Origin of the sequence: Acetobacter senegalensis, assembly GCF_001580995.1 — a bacterium.
GTDB lineage: Bacteria > Pseudomonadota > Alphaproteobacteria > Acetobacterales > Acetobacteraceae > Acetobacter > Acetobacter senegalensis.
This window is the reverse complement of the sequence record NZ_LHZU01000141.1, coordinates 46,602-64,186: the sequence shown is the minus strand read 5'-3', so window position 1 is coordinate 64,186 and position 17,585 is coordinate 46,602. Positions and strand designations below refer to the sequence as shown.

Annotated in this window: 15 protein-coding genes; 8 read left to right on the top strand and 7 right to left on the bottom strand. The window is 55.5% G+C overall.

The genetic code is table 11. From position 1 onward, the window contains the following. Positions 1-41: 41 nt before the first annotated feature. Together AD948_RS13110 and AD948_RS13105 are read left to right on the top strand one after the other, a co-directional pair. Positions 42-890, top strand: a complete 849-nt coding sequence (locus AD948_RS13110; protein WP_082782448.1) for an ABC transporter ATP-binding protein — start codon at positions 42-44, stop codon at positions 888-890. Next, positions 887-2,452, top strand: coding sequence for a hypothetical protein (locus tag AD948_RS13105; protein ID WP_061472304.1), 1,566 nt, complete (start codon positions 887-889; stop codon positions 2,450-2,452). The genes AD948_RS13110 and AD948_RS13105 overlap by 4 nt, the downstream gene beginning before the upstream one ends. A gap of 173 nt (positions 2,453-2,625) precedes the next feature. Here the strand turns inward: AD948_RS13105 and AD948_RS13100 are convergent, their stop codons facing one another. Together AD948_RS13100 and AD948_RS13095 are read right to left on the bottom strand one after the other, a co-directional pair. Then, positions 2,626-3,807 carry an acyltransferase family protein gene (locus tag AD948_RS13100; RefSeq protein ID WP_061472303.1) on the bottom strand — a complete coding sequence of 394 codons (1,182 nt, stop codon included), beginning with the start codon at positions 3,805-3,807 and terminating at the stop codon, positions 2,626-2,628. A 130-nt stretch (positions 3,808-3,937) separates the two neighbouring features. Beyond that, positions 3,938-4,318 (bottom strand): group III truncated hemoglobin, encoded by a 381-nt coding sequence (locus tag AD948_RS13095; protein ID WP_061472302.1) that lies wholly within the window; start codon positions 4,316-4,318, stop codon positions 3,938-3,940. Between the two features lie 293 nt (positions 4,319-4,611). Here AD948_RS13095 and AD948_RS13090 point away from each other — a divergent pair, with 293 nt between their 5' ends. The 5 genes from AD948_RS13090 (at position 4,612) to AD948_RS18415 (ending at position 8,936) form a co-directional block, all read left to right on the top strand. Then, entirely contained in the window at positions 4,612-5,577 is a 966-nt protein-coding gene (locus AD948_RS13090) for a thiamine pyrophosphate-dependent dehydrogenase E1 component subunit alpha (RefSeq protein WP_006558106.1), read from the top strand. Positions 5,578-5,684: 107 nt separating this feature from the next. After that, complete coding sequence (locus AD948_RS13085; RefSeq protein ID WP_006558107.1) at positions 5,685-6,713, top strand: alpha-ketoacid dehydrogenase subunit beta; 1,029 nt, start codon at positions 5,685-5,687, stop codon at positions 6,711-6,713. 3 nt (positions 6,714-6,716) lie between these two features. Continuing rightward, a complete protein-coding gene (locus AD948_RS13080; RefSeq protein WP_061472301.1) occupies positions 6,717-7,856 on the top strand; it encodes an acetoin dehydrogenase dihydrolipoyllysine-residue acetyltransferase subunit in 1,140 nt (379 codons plus the stop codon). A 413-nt stretch (positions 7,857-8,269) separates the two neighbouring features. Further along, the gene (locus AD948_RS13075; RefSeq protein ID WP_006558110.1) at positions 8,270-8,746 is read left to right on the top strand and encodes an Hsp20/alpha crystallin family protein; all 477 of its coding nucleotides are present in this window, start codon (positions 8,270-8,272) and stop codon (positions 8,744-8,746) included. A gap of 13 nt (positions 8,747-8,759) precedes the next feature. Then, entirely contained in the window at positions 8,760-8,936 is a 177-nt protein-coding gene (locus AD948_RS18415) for a hypothetical protein (RefSeq protein WP_006558111.1), read from the top strand. A gap of 159 nt (positions 8,937-9,095) precedes the next feature. Here the strand turns inward: AD948_RS18415 and AD948_RS13070 are convergent, their stop codons facing one another. From AD948_RS13070 to AD948_RS13060, 3 genes are all read right to left on the bottom strand, one after another. Continuing rightward, the gene (locus AD948_RS13070) at positions 9,096-10,382 is read right to left on the bottom strand and encodes an NAD(P)/FAD-dependent oxidoreductase (protein WP_006558112.1); all 1,287 of its coding nucleotides are present in this window, start codon (positions 10,380-10,382) and stop codon (positions 9,096-9,098) included. A 120-nt stretch (positions 10,383-10,502) separates the two neighbouring features. Further along, a complete protein-coding gene (locus AD948_RS13065) occupies positions 10,503-11,555 on the bottom strand; it encodes a WD40 repeat domain-containing protein (RefSeq protein WP_006558113.1) in 1,053 nt (350 codons plus the stop codon). Further along, entirely contained in the window at positions 11,552-12,544 is a 993-nt protein-coding gene (locus AD948_RS13060) for a CobW family GTP-binding protein (protein ID WP_061472300.1), read from the bottom strand. Before AD948_RS13060 ends, AD948_RS13065 begins: the two co-directional genes overlap by 4 nt. Before the next feature lie 318 nt (positions 12,545-12,862). Here AD948_RS13060 and AD948_RS13055 point away from each other — a divergent pair, with 318 nt between their 5' ends. Next, on the top strand, positions 12,863-14,719 hold the full coding sequence (locus AD948_RS13055) for a Hint domain-containing protein (RefSeq protein ID WP_082782447.1): 1,857 nt from the start codon (positions 12,863-12,865) through the stop codon (positions 14,717-14,719). A 99-nt stretch (positions 14,720-14,818) separates the two neighbouring features. Here the strand turns inward: AD948_RS13055 and AD948_RS13050 are convergent, their stop codons facing one another. Together AD948_RS13050 and AD948_RS13040 are read right to left on the bottom strand one after the other, a co-directional pair. Beyond that, positions 14,819-16,192 carry a chloride channel protein gene (locus tag AD948_RS13050; RefSeq protein ID WP_006558586.1) on the bottom strand — a complete coding sequence of 458 codons (1,374 nt, stop codon included), beginning with the start codon at positions 16,190-16,192 and terminating at the stop codon, positions 14,819-14,821. Positions 16,193-16,621: 429 nt separating this feature from the next. Beyond that, a complete protein-coding gene (locus AD948_RS13040; RefSeq protein ID WP_082782446.1) occupies positions 16,622-17,563 on the bottom strand; it encodes a cation diffusion facilitator family transporter in 942 nt (313 codons plus the stop codon). Positions 17,564-17,585 lie beyond the last annotated feature (22 nt).

Genomic DNA, 17,585 nt, shown 5'->3' with positions numbered 1-17,585 from the left:
CCGGCACCATCAGGTTTGACATACCGCAATGGAGCACACGCGTGTCAGAGCCTGTTTTACCGTTGGAAATTACGCATCTTGTCAAAGAGTTCAGCACAAAGCGGGCGCTGAATGATTTCAATCTGACACTGGCGCAGGGCGAAATAGCGGCTCTGTTGGGGCCGAACGGTGCGGGCAAGACCACGCTGATTGGTTGTCTGCTGGGGTTTCTTTCAGCCGATGCCGGGCAAATCCGCTTGTTTGGTGAGGATGTAAATTCCCTCACGCCGCAAGTGCGCAACCGTATAGGGTTCGTGCCGCAAACCCTGACAGGATTTACATGGTTTAGGGTGGGGGAACTGCTGACCTATCTGGCCGGGTATCGGCCCGCTGACACGCCTCAGGATGATCGGTGGCTGGAATGGGCGGCACTGGACCCTACCGCGCGTATCAAATCCCTCTCGGGTGGGGAAAGGCAACGCCTGGCCATTGTTCTGGCGCTCCGCTTCCGGCCTGACCTGATTGTGCTGGATGAACCCGTTGCCAGTCTGGACCCTCAGGCACGGCATGATTTTATGCGCCTGCTGCCGGAATATGCGCACCAGCATGGTGCTACGGTCCTGATTTCCTCTCATATCATCTCTGATCTTGAAAATATCTGTGATCGCTTTGTCATCATGCGGCGCGGGCAGATTGTGCTGGATGTGTCTGAAGCCGTGTTGCAGGGGCAGGTGAGGCACCTGTCCGCATTGCCACGGCCCGAGTGGGGGGTGCAAGTGCTGGCGCTGGCAGAAGATGGCGGGGTGTGGGTTTCTGGCTGGCAACCGGGGCTGGATGATGCCGCCTTGGGGCAGGGCGTGGCCGTGCAGCAGCCGGATGTGGAAACACTGTTTCTGGCGCTGTCACGATGAAAAATATCCTGCATGCGTTGCGGCTGTATGCCACGCCCATCTTCTGGCGGGAAAACTATACGTTACTTACCGGCCTGTTATGGACGGGCGTGGCGTTGTTCATCGCCTTTACCGATCACTCCGCCACGCATTGGCAGAATGGTCTGTTCAAATTGCCGCAATCCTTTGGTACATGGTGGTGGCTTGGCTTGCAGGCAGCCATTACCGGGGTGGCATGCCAGTATTGGCGGCAGGTGAGGAGCCCCCTTGCCAGCATGACGCCGGGCATGATTGAGGCTGAATACGGGGCCGCGCTGCTTGTTCTGGCGGCGGTGGTGCTTTTGCTGGCGGTTCCTCTGCTTCGTCTTGGTGCACCGTTTTTGAACGTGCTGGCGCAGGAAGCCATCTGTCTAGCGTTGGGCGTAAGCGGCGATATGACCGGCCCTAAAAACCTGCGCAAGCCCGTTCGCTGGTTGCGAATGTTCATGGTGTTTGTGTTGTTTGTCGCCTTCATGTTTCCGCAGGCGCAGGAGCGTATTCTATCAGCACCATGGTATGTGGCGGCGGGACTTCTGGCGGTAGGGCTTGCCCTGACCGTGATCGAACTTAGTCATCGGCCTCAGCCTGTGGCTCTGCCAGGAGGGGACGCATTAACAGCCGCATCGACCAGTTATGAAAACAGGCGGAAAGTCCTTCAGGCGGCCAAGGCACGGTTCCCAGCATCCCGCCCGCAAGGAGGGCTTGCCGAAAGAGGATTTGTTGCGGAGGGAGCATCTGGAGCTGGCTACGGGGGTGGGGCTTCTCCTGCCATACAGTCCGGTGCGATCAAACCCTCAAGTGATGTGCAGGCTGGCAGCGGGATCATGCGCCTGATGCAGTGGCAGTTCCCATGGTTGCGCAAGCCGCCCGTGCCCAACACCATGGTTACGCCGGGGCCTGCCGGGTTTCTGGCAAGCAGTGTGGTTGTTCTGATTGCTCTTTTTATCATGAACGTAGTTTTTGAAGCCTTCCAGACAGGCGGCATGCTGCATTGGGCCGCTATCAGAAAATCCATGCTGATGGCACCGCAGATGATCTGCATGATTTCGGCCAATGGTCTGGCGTCATGGATGCTGGTGCGGGCGGACTGGCCTTTTCTGCTCAATCTGGCAGGTTACGGCACACGGGCGGACTTTGCGCGTGCACTTTATACCACACACGCCAAACGGGCGGTGCAGACAGCAGCACTGGCGGCGCTGTTCTGCGCGCCGTTGGGCATTGCGTTTGGGGCTGAGAAGTGGGCAGAACTACCTTTGTGCATGGGGGCAATTTTTTCAGTCATGGTGGGGGCCAGTTACCTGCCCAGCCTGCCTTTGCTCTTTACCCGGCAAACACGCCCCGGTGTTATTCATGTCTTCAATCTTCTGGGCAGTTTTGTCTGTGTGCAGTTGGGCGTTACCCTGCTGTTTACCGAACATTCGCTACCCGAATGGTTGTGGAGGCTTCTGTTCGTGGGGCTTCCCTTTTCTGCGATCATGGCATGGTTGGCCCCACGTGCGCTGGCGCGGGTGGATTGGCCTATTGAACCCTTGGCAGCCCCGTAATGCAGGCCATCATCCTGCTTTTTTACTGAAGCAGGATGACGGAAACTGTGACGGCAGATTGCCGCGTGGCAGAGAGTATGACTGTCGGCCAAGCGGCCTTGTGGCGTCTTAGTGAACTGGCCATGAGCGCCGATGCGCGGCATCGGGCGTTCAAACCATTCCCTTCAAATTTATCAGTTTTCAATTACTATTTTTGGTGGTTGCTGTTTCAGGCGCGCCCTGAGTGTCTGGTTAAGGGGCTCGGCAAAGAAGCGTCCAATCAAACTGGAAACGCCACAGGACGCAGCGAAGAAAACGGCCAGTATCATCAGCCGATCAGGCCCGGTAGCGCTGATGGTGCTGGCAGGCAGAATGGTGCGTAAAAGCCCCAGAATAATCAGGTGGAACAGGTAAAGTTCGTAACTCAGGCGGCCAGTCCATTCCACAGTGCGTAATAACCGCACGTGGGAGATGAAGCGCCCCTCCGCATGCGGAACAGAGGCTATCAGCAGCAGGGCCGTGCCAAGCGCCATGGCGGATACGCCCCAGATGTTGGTGCCCCCAATTGAGCGATAGAGGTAAAGCGTTACCATACCCGCAAGGACGACAGGCTGGAGGATGCGCGCCATTCGTTCATTCAACCGCCATCTGGAGGCCAGAACGGCGGCGATGCAGCCAATGGCGATGCCATCAAAAGAGGCAAAATAAGCGAACAGAAAACCGGATTCATCATTCTGATGGGCCATGCGGTAGAACGGACCAATCAGGGCGATCAGGGCCCAGAAGACCAGAATGAATGGCAGCCTGCGCAGCAGAAGAGCCACAAGTGGAAAGGTGATGTAAAACACTTCTTCCACCGAGAGAGACCATAGAACACCCAATGCGTAATTGGCCCAGCCATGGTGGGCAATAAACACATTTGTGCTGAAGGTAAGGGCGGCAAGGTTGGCGCGTATCATGGCGGCCAGTGGTGACATGCCGGGGATATGTGTGGCGAAAATGGGTAGGCCTGCCAGCGCCAGAGCATTCACCACACACAGGAGCAGAAGCAGGCAGGGCACAATGCGCGCTATGCGAAAGGCGTAGAAAGACCGGGCATCCAGCGCGGCAAGGCTCCCCCACCGGGCCAGTGCGTTGCCGGTGATCAGAAAGCCGGAAATGACAAAAAAGAGCGTTACGCCATAATTACCGTTGCGGGCGACGGCACGCACGCCTTCTGGCGTTAGCAGCATGGCAAGTGAGGAATGGTTGAGCGGGTAGGCGATGCAGAAATGGTGAAACAGCACCAGCAGAATGGCGACGCCCCTTAGCAGATCAATTCGCCTGTTGCGCTGCCGGGGCGGGGGTGAGAGGGCCTCGGAACCTGTAGGGTGCATACGGGGTGTGTCCGGCAGAAGGAATGTGCCGGAGGGTTAACGGGTTTTCATGGTGAAAATGGGGCTGAACCCCGCAGATTTTCAGGAAAAGAGCCCCACTGTTCCTGATGATGTGGCGGGTCAGACCGCGCTACACGCCACTTTGAAAGGACATGGCGCGCTGGAAGCTGTTGCCGATGCATTCAGCCCGGTTTTGTAATAGCGCAGCAGCCTCCGGCGTAAGGAGTTCTGTGGTGGTCTGGCGCCAGAGCGTCAGCCACCGCGTGAAGGCCTCAGGCGTCATGTGCTCGCGGTGCTTGAAATGGGCTGGCACCGGGCGTCCGTTATAGCCGGTGTTGCCATACAGAAGGGAGGCCCAGAAATGGAACAATGTGTCCTGATGAGCGTTCCAATCGGAAATGGATGCGTTGAAGACCGGGCCAATCAAAGGGTCCTTGCGCACGCGCGCATAGAAGACGGCAATCAGCTTGCGGAGTGTCTCATCCGGAATGCGGGGAATGGGCGGCTGCATTTGTCGTCTCCGGCAAGGTGAGGCATTTTTCCTCACAAACTCTTTTCAGAAGTGTGAAAATTATAGCCGGGATGGGCTGCAAAAGTAAGGCGACGAGGTGGCTTCCATTCCTTCAATTCTCATGCCGAGGCCGGTTACGGAGTAACAAAAGTGTATCATAAAAATTAAGAAATTCACATATGCGTGAATCGCATGAATTGAGCTGACGTATGCGCAACGGTACGTAACATGGGGGCGTTGGCACTCTAACTTTCGGGTCATAACGCTCAATAATAAGGGGAAGGATCTCCACCATGCAGATTGCCAGAGAAACACTGCTTCAGTCGTATCGGGCCATGCGCACCATTCGCGCCTTTGAAGAACGGCTGCATGTGGAATTTGCCACAGGGGAAATTCCCGGCTTCGTACATCTTTACTGTGGCGAGGAAGCGTCCGCAGTGGGCGTGTGCGCGCATCTGACGGATAATGACACCATTGCCAGCACACACCGCGGCCACGGGCATTGCATTGCCAAGGGCGTGGATGTTGGCGGCATGATGGCTGAAATCTACGGCCGCCAGACGGGCGTGTGCCGGGGCAAGGGGGGCTCCATGCATATTGCGGATCTCTCCAAGGGTATGCTGGGCGCCAATGGGATTGTTGGTGGCGGCCCGCCGCTGATCTGCGGTGCGGCCCTTTCCCATAAAATTCTGAAAGATAATGGCGTGGCCATTGCCTTTTATGGAGATGGCGCTTCAAACGAGGGCTTTACCCTTGAAAGCCTCAATCTGGCCAGTGTGTGGAAACTGCCAGCCGTGTTTGTGGTGGAAGATAACGGATACGGTGAAGCCACAGGTGCGTCTTATGCATGTTCAGGCACACAGAAAGACCGCGCCGCCGGGTTTGGTATGCCTTACATGGAATGTGACGGCACGGATTTCTTTGCCGTGTATGAAACAGCACGTGAAGCCGTTGACTATGCCCGTTCAGGCAAGGGGCCGGTGATGCTGCATGTGCATCTCAGCCGGTGGTATGGGCATTTTGAAGGCGATGCCATGAGCTATCGCGCTGCTGGTGAAGTGGCGGAAGAAAAAGAAAACCATGATTGCCTGAAGCATTTCCGTGAGCGGGTGACATCTGCCGGGCTGCTGGAAGCCAGCGCGCTGGATGACATTGATGCAGCCGTGGCGGATGAAGTTGAAAGCTCCGTGATTGCCGCCAAGGCAGCACCATGGCCGGAAGACTCAGCCCTGATGGCTGATGTGTATGTGAAATACTGAGCCCCACCTGGCAAACAGAAACAGAGCCGGCTGGCAGCACACTATAAACGCAGTAAGCAGTTATAGCATTATTGTGCGGCCCGGCAGGACAGAAGGACGAAAAGACAATGAGTAAAAAGAGTTTTCGTCAGGCCATTAATGAAGCCCTGCGGCAGGAAATGCGGCGTGATCCGCGCGTGATCCTGATGGGGGAAGATGTGGCTGGCGGCCGTGGCGGCACATCCGGCGTGAAGGATGCGTGGGGTGGCGTGCTGGGGGTGACCAAGGGTCTCCTGACCGAATTTGGGGAAGACCGTGTGCTGGATACCCCGATCTCGGAAGCCTCCTACATTGGGGCAGCAGCAGGTGCTGCGGCAACGGGCCTGCGCCCGGTGGCAGAACTGATGTTTGTTGATTTTATCGGGTCCTGTCTGGATCAGGTGCTTAATCAGGCAGCCAAGTTCCGGTATATGTTTGGCGGCAAGGCCCGCACGCCCATGGTTATCCGTGCCATGTATGGCGCCGGGTTCAATGCGGCCGCGCAGCACAGCCAGTCCCTTTATCCGCTGTTTACGCATATTCCGGGGCTGAAAGTGGTTATTCCTTCCTCACCGTATGAGGCCAAGGGGCTGCTGATTGAAGCCATCCGTGATGATGATCCGGTCATCTTCCTTGAAAACAAGGTGATGTATGATGATGAGGAAGATGTTCCTGATGAATCCTACACCATCCCGTTTGGGGAGGCGAACCTGACGCGCGAAGGGGAGGATGTGACCATTGTGGCCATTGGTCGCATGGTTGGCATGGCGAATGAAGCTGCGGATCGGCTGGAAAAACAGGGTATTACCTGTACCGTGATCGACCCCCGCACCACATCCCCGTTTGATGAAGACACCATTCTGGAATGTGTGGAAGAAACGGGCCGCCTTGTGGTGGTGGATGAATCCAGCCCACGCTGCAACATGGCCTGCGATATTTCAGCCCTTGTGGCGGAACGTGCCTTTGGGGCGCTTAAGGCTCCGATTGTGCGGGTTGTGCCACCGCATACGCCAGTGCCATTTTCTACACCGCTTGAAAAACTCTATATGCCCAGTGCAGAAAAAATTGAAGCTGCTGTGAAAAACGTCATGAAACAGCATGCGCGTGAGGTTGCCTGAACCATGACAAATACCATTGTACCCCTGACAATGCCCAAATTCGGTCTGGCCATGACAGAAGGCAAACTTGCCTCCTGGCTGGTGGAACCGGGGCAGAGCGTGAAGCAGGGTGATGAACTGGCTGATATTGAAACCAGCAAGATTACCAGCGGATATGAAAGCCCCACGGCAGGGGTGCTGCGCAAGCAGGTGGCACCAGCCGGTGAAACGCTGCCCGTTGGTGCGCTGATTGGCGTATTGGCTGACCCTGCTGTGTCTGATGCGGATATCGAGGCTTTTGTGACCCGTTTCCAGGCAGAACAGAGCACGGGTGAAGAAGCGGAGGGAGCAAACTCTGCCGATACGGAACCTCATCAGGTGCAGGCTGGTGAGTATAGTCTGAACGTGCGCGATGTCGGGACTGGAGATGACCTACCGCTTCTGCTCATTCATGGGTTTGGCGGTGATATCAGCAACTGGCTTTTAACGCAGGATGCTCTTGCCTCTGGCCGCCGGGTGATAGCCTTTGATCTGCCCGGCCATGGTGCATCGACCAAAGCGGTGAAGGACGGTTCTCTTGTTGGTCTGGCGCGCGCTGTGGGGGATCTGCTGGAGGCACTCTCCATTCCCAAGGCGCATGTTATGGGGCACTCTCTGGGCGGGGGTATTGCGCTCACATTGCTGCGTGAGCACCCGGATAAAGTCGCTTCTCTTTCCCTGTTGGCGCCAGCCGGGCTGGAGAAGGCTGTGAACATGGCGTTCATTACCGGCTTTATTGAAGCGGACCGGAACCGCGCCATGCAGCAGGAACTTGAAAAGCTGGTGCATGACAAAAGCCTGATAGGCCGGAAGATGGTGGATAGCGTCATGCGTGCCCGCCGTCTGGATGGGGCGCGTGACGCCCTGCGCACCATTGCTGCGGCCTGCTTCCCCAATGGGGAGCAGGGTGATGATCTGCGCCCTGTGCTGGATGCGGCGAAAGTGCCCGTACAGCTTTTCTGGGGAGAGGCCGATGAGGTGCTGCCTGTAGCAGGTGCCGATAATGTTCCTTCCTCTGTAAAGAAACATATTCTGCCGGGCGTGGGGCATCTGCCTCAGCTGGAAAAAGCATCAGAGGTCAATAAAGAGACGGAAGAGTTCCTGAAGGAACGTGTGCCTGCCTGATTAGGGCACAGGAGGCATTCGGTCAGGATGCCTTCTTTGTCTTCACGGAAGGTCAGGTTGGAGACGGCAGAGTGAAAAGCTCTGCCGTCTTTTTTTGTGGAAGAGGAAGAACGGGAAGAGGCAACTGTCAGCGCGCGAGGGTCGTCATTGAAGCTGGTAGGGGGTGGAGGCGTACTATCCTCTTTTGCTGTACGGTGCCGTGGGTCTGGATGGGTGTTTTGATTTATTCATATAAATGGAAGAGTTTTTCATAAAACAATGAAGACCCATGCCATGCGATATACGCATTGCGGCGTTTCTGACTGTTCTCCGGATTAATTGATCTGGATCAAAGGAGAGTGAGCGGAAACACGAAATCATGCGCCCTGTTCAGAGGCTACGGATGGTAGCGCCTCTGGAAAGAGGAGGATGAGATGACGTATTCAGCAAATGGTCGTTCCCCTGTTGTGCGTGTTCCGGTTGGGAGCGTACGCGTGGCTGATCCGTTCACAGCGCTCCAGCGCCAGATGAGCCGCCTGTTTGAAGATTACAAGGCACCCGATGCCAGTGCAGCGCACCGTTTTGGGGCAACTGACATTACAGAAACAGCAAAAGCCTATCAGATTGTTGCGGAAGTGCCTGGATGTTCCGAGGAAGATATCAAGCTCGGCACATCCAATGGTGTTTTGACAATCAGCGGTGAAAAGAAAAAGCCAGTCACGGAAGAGCCCGTGAAGCATCACGTTAGCGGGCGTCAGTTTGCAGCATTTGAGGAAACATTCACGCTTCCGGAAGATGTGGATGTGGAGAAGATTTCTGCCGCTCTCAAGCAGGGTGTGTTGACTATTACGTTGCCCAAAAAGGCAGAAAGCAAACCGGCTGAACGGCATATTGCCATCAAGGCCGAATAAGGACGAGTGGAAAATGACTGTAAAAGGCCGCAAGGTTGAAGTTTCTGGAACCCATTACACCATGCTGGGCACCGTCAATGACGGAGAGTGCAAGGTGCGGTTGAAAAACACCAAGGGAGAAGTTGTGGAAATGCTGTGCGAACACTTTATTGAAGGTTTGAATAAAGGCACAGCAAAGTATCTCGACTGAACTGATCCAGCCTGTTGGTAAAGACTCTCTAAAGAAAACCCCTGCGTGATGTGTTCGCGCAGGGGTTTTCTTTTTATGGAACCATGCGGTTTGAAAAGCGCATGGTTGTAGAACACATAGTCATGAGTGCTTCCTCGCCCGAATGGGGGAGGGGGTGCGTCAGTCCATTCGTACCGGCGGTCGCACAAATCCATCCAGCCAGTCTGTAAAGCAGGCAATCAGGCCGCGTGTCACACCGTATAGTTCAATCTGATGCTGGCGGTAGAGCGCTGTATGCCCCAGGCGCGCACTCAGGCCGCGTAGGGCTCCGCCGCCAAACGTTTTGCCATCGGCAAAAGCGCCCCAGCCGTTGTAGCTGCCCAAGGCGACAATGGCGCCCTTGTTATGGAATTTGAAGGGCGGCACCGGCTTCTGGTGCAAAATCCAGTCCGGCAGATATTTTGCCAGATGATGCGCTTCCTGCCGTGCAACCTGTGCCGTGGGCGGGAACGGATTTTCAGTAATGAAAGAGCAGTCCCCGACAGCAAAAATCCGATCATCCTGTGTGGTCTGGAGATTGGGTTTGACCACAAGCTGCCCGCCACGGGCGCAGTCCAGACCATCCAGAACGCGGGTGACATCCGGTGCTTTCACCCCGGCGGCCCAGACACGGAACTGGGCATCCACGCGTGAGCCATCCTTGAGGATAAAGCCTTTCTCATCCACACCGGAGACCATGGCACCCGTGCGCACGGAAATTTTCAGTGCTTCAAGCTGTTTACGGGCACCTTCCGATACATCTTCCGGGAAGGAAGGCAGGATACGCGGTCCGGCTTCCAGCAGCGTGACACGCATTTCTGGCGTCTGGGGCGTGAAGTTGTAGAGGGAGCCCATCTCTAACGCCTTGTGGAGTTCCGCCGCCAACTGCACGCCGGTCGCGCCGCCGCCCACAATGGCAATATCAAGCGGTGTGCCGCGCCCGTAGGACTGGAGCAGCGCATGGCGGAAGCGTTCATTGAAGTTGTTTGCTTCAACCACGTTATCCAGAAAGATGCAGTGTTGTTCCACGCCGGGGGTGCCAAAATCATTGGCGCGACTGCCGATGGCAAAGATCAGGGCATCATAATCCAGATACCGTTCTTCCAGAATGACGTCTTCATCATCCTGCTCTACCAGCGGCGCGAGCGTGATGCGGCGGTTGGTACGGTCCAGCCCGGCAATTTCACCATAGCAGAAGCGGAAGCCATGCCCCGCCGCATGGGAGATGAAGGTTATGCGATCATTCTCGTTCCGGGCTGTGCCAGCGGCAAAGCAATGGAGCATGGGTTTCCAGACATGGGCAAAGCCTTTGTCCACCAGGGTAATATCCAGCTTGCCCGCACGGCCAAGGCTGTTGCCCAAGCGCGTGGCCAGAGCGAGCCCGGCAATACCGCCACCCACAATCACCAACCGAAACTGATCACTCATACCAAATTAACCCTCCATTGCTTCTCACCTATTTGGCGAGAAGCGGATAGACGCAACGCACTGCTTCTTGAGGTCACGCAAATGTTGTCTGCCAGACGCACACGGTCTGGCAGACCTGCGTCAGGCAGCGGCCAGATCGACCAGACCGATCAGTCCTTCTTCCGTGCCAAAACCCAGCATGCAGCCATCTGCGCTATAGGCCAGAGCACTTATGGGACCATTACCGCCCAAGGAGACTGGTAGCACTCGTTCCGTGGCAGGTTCAATCATAAGCACCGTACCATCGGCAAATCCTGCTGCAACAACTTCCTGCTCCGGGTGAAACGCCACACGGGTGCACAGCGCGCCACCGGCACCGGGCAGCTCCATTGGCGGTTTGCCCATGGGGCCACCGCCAAAGAACGGCCACATGACAACCACATCCGCCCCACTGGTGGCCAACCACTTACCGTTGGCCGAAAAAGAGAGCGAGCGGACCTTGGTGGGGTAGCCGCTCATGCGGATGTTGTGGCCATCAGACAGCCGCCAGCCGTGCAGATCATTATCCTGCATGGCAGTCACCAACGCTTCGCCCTGCGGGTGCATGGCAATACCAATATGGCTGCCTTTCCATTCCAGCAGGCGCGGGTTGTTGCTCTTGGACTGCGTGTACCACAGCGAAGCGCCGTTATAGTGTGAGGCCGCAAGCCGCTTGCCCTTGGCGTCAAACGTGATGCCGGACACGGAGGAGGGATGCTCGAACGTTTTTAACACGGTGCGTCCGGTAGCGTCCCGCAGTTCAACCTGCTTGCCCATGGCGGCAGCAATGTAGGACGCTTTGCCGTCCACATAACTGAGCACATGTTCCACCCACCGGCGGCTTTTGCCCAGTTCCTCAATCTCCCCGTGCATGTCCAGACGGCACAGGCGCCCATCATCACCACCCGTTAAAAAACCATGCGGGTCGGTGTCAGGTGCTACGGAGAGGGCTGGGCCATCATGCACCGCATAGGTATTCCAGCTTGCCGCATCGGTCAGATCGCTCCGATGGGCGACAATCACATCCCCTTCGCCTGTGGTGAAGGCGAAGCGTTGATGATCGCGGGAGGCAGCGCAAGACGTGATATGGCCTTCCACCACGCGGGATGCGCCCCGTTTTTCAATCAGGCCACGCAGGGTCAGGGTCTCGCTCATGCTACGGCACAGCTTTCAAGCCCACGGCGGAGCTGGGGCCGGTTGAGGTTGCGGCCAATGAACACCAGACGGGATTCGCGGGGTTCACCTTCTTTCCATGGGCCGATGTTATTGCCATCCGCCATCATGTGCACGGCCTGAAAGGCAAAGCGGTCAGGCTGGCCCTCAAAATTCAGAATTCCCTTGGTGCGCAGAATGTCCGCTCCTTTTTCCTGAAGCAGTGCGCCAATCCACATCTGGAATTTGCCTGCATCCAGCGGGGTCTTCACCGTCAGGGAAACGCTGCTCAGATCCTCTTCATGGTGGTGTTCCGGGTTTTCCAGAAAGTCCGGCATGTGTTCCAGAACGCGCTGAAGATCAAAGCCACCGCGGTCCATAACGTCCGTCAGCTTCACATTGCCTTTCTGGGCACGATGGATGGGGGCAATGGCATTGATGCTGCGCAGGGTGTCTTCCACCTGTTTCAACTGTGCATCATCCACCAGATCTGTCTTGTTCAGAATCATGACATCGGCAAATGCAATCTGCTGATGCGCTTCCGGGCTTTCCTTCAGGGTTTGCAGGATATTCAGGGCATCCACCACCGTCACCACAGCATCCAGCCGTGTTTTGGCGCGTACGTCTTCATCCGCAAAGAAGGTCTGGGCTACGGGGGCGGGGTCTGCCAGGCCCGTGGTTTCAATAATAATGCCGTCAAACTTGCCACGGCGCTTCATCAAACCACCCAGAATACGGATCAGGTCTCCGCGCACGGTGCAGCAGATGCAGCCATTGTTCATCTCGAACACTTCTTCATCGGCATCGACCACAAGGTCATTATCCACACCGAGTTCACCGTATTCGTTAATCACAACAGCATATTTGTGGCCATGTTCGGCGGTCAGAATATGGTTGAGCAGGGTGGTTTTGCCAGCACCCAGAAAACCCGTGAGCACGGTAACAGGAACAAGTGCGTCCTGAGTATCAGAAGGAAGGGGCGCATCAGACATGAATAACAGGGCCTCCGTTAACAGAAACAGGTGCCTCTCATATAGGGCGCGGTGCCGTATCACACCAGAGTAGGGAAGAAAGCTGCGTGACAGGGCGGAGGAAGGCGGCCTGTTTGCTGTGTAACCAGCGTTTTGCCGAGGCGCAGAAGAAGTAAAGAAAAACGCGTTAGAAAAAATCAAAGCGAATCGCAATATTAGGGATTTCAGTAACTTTAAATTAATTATTTGGAATTATGTAACTCAAAGAAGAGGAGGCGGCTCCTTTGATAATTATCGACACATCGTGAGTGACGTGTCCTGATAAAAGGGAATGGCAGCATGGCAGATTATTACTCGTACGATGCAGATGGAAATGTGGTGACCACTTGGAGTGTTGGTTCTGGCTGGGTTACCCAAACAGTAACGATCAAAGATGCATCTGGTAATACGATAGCATCTCCTTCTCCTTTAGTTGGAAATATTATTACTGGTTCTGATGATGATGTGGTCGCGGCGGACCTCTTGGGTAGTACCTTTGTGACCGTTCCCGGTTCAACGGGGGATATTAGTATTTTAGTTAATGCGCTTGCAGTAAATACATTTTACATTGGAGGTGATACAACAGTTACGTTTGCGGTTAATGCTATTTCTGGGCAAACTTTTAATGTTTACGGAGGAACATTAACAGCATCTAGCGGACTGGTCGCATCAGCGTTGTCCGGAAGTACAATTAATATTGGATATGGCGGCACTTATTCATCAGGCGTTAATTTGGCCACCATTCTTGGTGGATCAACAATCAATTTTACTACTGGTGGTGGAACGCTAGTTCTTAACGCTGGTGGGACGTTGATTGACTTGGGGACAAAGTCAATTACTGGCTACGATCCAGCAAAAGATACAATTGAACTTGAGAATACTGTTGCTCCCGTTTCAGGTTATGTAATTTCGGGTTCTGGTACGTCTCGTACAATTACCCTTATAGGAAACGATGGTAGCACCATTGCAAATTACTCTGTAACGATCGCAAGTGGTGCTAATGTTCCTGTGGGAACGTATAATAATTCTGTAAACTCACAAGATTTGGCAACAAATCCCCTTAAAATTACTTATGCAAACGGCAATACTTATATCGGTGCCTGCTTCCTCTCTGACTCCATGATCCGCACTCCTGAAGGGGATGTTGCTGTTCAGGATATTCAGGTGGGAGACAGTGTTGTCGCTTACGTGGATGGGCAGCAGGTGGTTCGGAAAGTGGTATGGGCTGGCAAGACGCGTGTTGCGGTCAAGGCTGGTCTGCCGGACGATGAAGCCGGGTATCCGGTGCGTATTCTAAAAGACGCGCTGGCGGAAGGTGTCCCCTACAAGGACATGCTGGTGACACCAGAACATTGCCTGTTCTTCAATGGTCTGTTTACGCCTGTGCGCATGCTGGTGAATGGTGCATCCATTTTCTATGATCACTCCATTACATCTTACGATTACTATCACATCGAAACCGAGCAGCATTCCGTTATTGTGGCGGATGGTGTGATGACGGAAAGCTATCTGGATACCGGCAACCGAGGTTCTTTCCGGCAGGAAGGTACTGTTGTCAGCCTCAACGCTGGTTCCCACAAGACCGCTCGTACATGGGCGGAAGATGCTGCTGCGCCACTGGTTGTGGCTCAGGCTGTTGTGGAACCGATTTTCCGCAAGATTGAAGCCCGCGCAAAGCATGCCGGAATTGAAGCTGTTACCCCCGCACGTGTTGTGACCAATGATGCTGACGTGCATCTGGTGACAGAAAGCGGCGCGATTATTCGCAAGGCTCGTGAACAGAACGGCAAGGTGTTCTTCATGCTGCCGCCGGGTATTGATCGCGTGTGGTTGGTGTCTCGTACCAGCCGTCCGGCTGATACAATTGGTCCGTTTGTGGATGACCGGCGTCAGTTGGGTGTTCTGGTGAGCAACATGAGCCTGCAGGAAGGGGTCGGTGCTGCCCGCAATCTGGAAAACATCATGCAGGATGCAAACTTGCAGGGTTGGCATGGTGTGGACGCTGGCCACAGCATGCGCTGGACAGCAGGGCATGCTGAAATTCCGCTGGTTGAGCGTACGCCGGGTGCGCTGGCCATGCTGAGTGTGCAGATTATTGCCGCTGGTCCCTACGTGCTGGAAGGCGAGCAGACGGAACAGAAAGTTGCCAGCCTGTAAAACCTGGTAACCGTTTCACACTAAAACAGAAAAGGGAGTGCTGTTAATGCAGCGCTCCCTTTTTGTTTGTAGACGCTTGTTCCGTTCCAGAAGCTGAAATCAGCGTGCGGTATCCGTGGCTGTTGCGGGGCGGGTGGACATACCGGGGCGTGGGTTGGCAGACCGCAGGAACTTGACCGCCAGTGCGCCGTAAAGGGCGTGGCTGCAAATGGCGCGGGAGACACCAAACGCCAGAAACGCGCTGGCCAGCAGAGCGAGAGTGACCTGCTGGTTGTCACACATTTCCATCACAATAACGGTTGCCGTTAGGGGAGATTGGGTGACAGCCGCGAAGTAGGCCGCCGTTCCCAGTAGCACAACTGCGCCTGGGGTGGTGTGGGGCAGGAACTGTGCAATCCAGCCGCCCATGCCCGCGCCCACGGAGAGAGAGGGGGCAAAAAGACCGCCCGGAATGCCAGAGCAATAGGAAACAATGGTGGCAAGACATTTCAGCACAAAATAGGAAGCCGGGTAGTGCTCATCCCCCATAATGATGTCACGGGCCTGAAGGTAGCCTGTTCCGTAGGTCATGCCACCGGAGAGAAGACCAATAATGGCAAGCACCAGACCACACAGGGCGGCAAAGGTGATGGGCCGGGTGGCAACGAATTTTCCGAATTTGCCTGGAATGCCACGTGAAATGCGGATGAGCAGGGCGGAGAACATGCCGCCGCTTACGCCGCCCATGATCCCGCATGCCAGAACCGCAAGCCAACTGATGCCAACTGGCACCACGGAATCTGTGTGGCCGAAATAGGTATAATTTCCCACCAGCGCGATGGCTGTCACACCGGCCAGAACCACGCAGGTAAGCATGGTGCCACTGGTGCGTTGTTCATAGGAATGGGCCAGTTCTTCAATACCAAATACAATTCCGGCCAGTGGTGTGTTGAATGCGGCGGCAACCCCCGCTGCCCCGCCAGCCTTGATGAGCGCATGCTGGCGTGTAGGGTCATTAACACCAATAAACCGGCCGACCGTATGCATGATGGCTGCGCCGACCTGCACGGAGGGACCTTCTCTCCCGATGGATGCGCCTGAGAGAAGCCCAAGAGTGGTCAGAAAAATTTTGGCGATGGCGATTTTAAGAGAAAGAACGCGGTCAACCACACGGAAATCGTGCAGATGCATGCAGGCAATGGCTTGAGGAATACCGCTTCCCTGCGCGCCTCTGAACCATTTGCGCGTCAGCCACGTGGAGAGCGCGAGCCCTCCTGGGGTGACAATCAGCATCAGCCAGGGGCTGAGGGCGATAATGTGGTTGCGTAGATCAGCCGCCTTGTCCGCCAACGCGGCGAAGGCAACGGCCACAATCCCCACCATGACGCCACCGGACCAGTAGATGAGCTTGCGCCGCCAGTTGACGGTGCCGGCTTTGGTCTGCTCACGGATATGGCGAAGATGAGCAGTGGTGACTGTCACGCTGGCGGGCATGAGACTATCCTGAAAGTCCGAGAAAATATTAGAAGCCTTGTAACACGCTCCTTTTGTGAAGAAAGCAAAGTCTTTCTTTATAATGGTTGTTCATGAGGGAAATGCATGGTGCCCGCCGTGACATGCGGTCAGAGAGGGGAATTTCGCTAACCATCGCAGAAAACGGCGCTCAAGAGGCGTTTGAAAAAGTCAGATGGGGAAGAGTTGTTGCGGCTGAACAACAGGAGGGGGCGAAGGCTTCCTGTCCGGACTTTTCTGTCAGGAGCAACATCAATCGGTTATGATTCTGAAGTGACCGAAAAGGACGGGTTTTTTGAACCGTCCAGATGGACCTGACAGACCCAGCGAGACCATAGAGGCGCATATCAGCCTCATATAGACGCTAGACGAACCGTCAGTCCGTCGGGAGAGACTGTTCTCAATCGCAACTTAAGCTTTGTTACTGGCGGGTGTTTCGGGCCGGGGCCAGAACACAATCCCTTCATGCTTTGCCTTGTTGTCTGGCTCTACATGAATATGCACCAAGGTATTGCCCATCTTGCCACGCAGGGCGTTTTCAATCCGGTCACAGATCTCGTGCGCATCATGCACGCTCATGCTGCCGGGCACGACCAGGTGGAAATCAAGGAAGGTCATGGCTCCGACCACACGGGTGCGGATATCATGCGCTTCTATGGCTCCGCGCCCGTTATCGGCAATGACTTCACGGATCTGATCGAGTGTCTCAGGGTCTGGAGCCTGATCCATCAGCCCGGCAATGGAGTCTTTCATCACGTTCCAGCCTACGCGGAGCACGTTCAGGGCAATCAGCCCTGCCAGAACGGCATCCAGCCGTACCCAGCCTGTCAGCGGAATCAGCAAAATACCGACCACAAGCCCAACGCCTGTCCACACATCAGAAAGCACATGTTGGCCGCCTGCCACCAGAGCAGGGGAGCGGCGAGCGCGCCCTGCCTGAAGCATGGTCAGGCCCCAGCCCAGATTGACCAAGGTGGCAATGCCGTTCAGCGCCACACCTGCATAAGGAGCCAGTGCGGGATGAGGGTGTAACCACCCCTCCACAGCTTCCCGCCCGATAATGAACGCTGTCACCAGAACCAGTGTACCTTCCGCCACGGCGGAAAGATATTCGGCCTTGTAATGGCCATAGGTATGGTTGTGGTCAGCCGGACGTTCAGACACAGCCAGAGCCCACAGTCCCCCGACCGCTGCGACCACGTTGATGATGGTTTCCACGGCATCGGAATACAGCGCCACGCTGCCGCTAACGGCCCATGCGGCGTATTTCAGCCCCAGCGCGACAAGACTGATAACAAGGCTGCACGCTGCAATGCCTTTGTTGCTTTCAGGAAGAGGGAGACGCAAGGTCAAAACAGGCGGAACCTTTTATGCG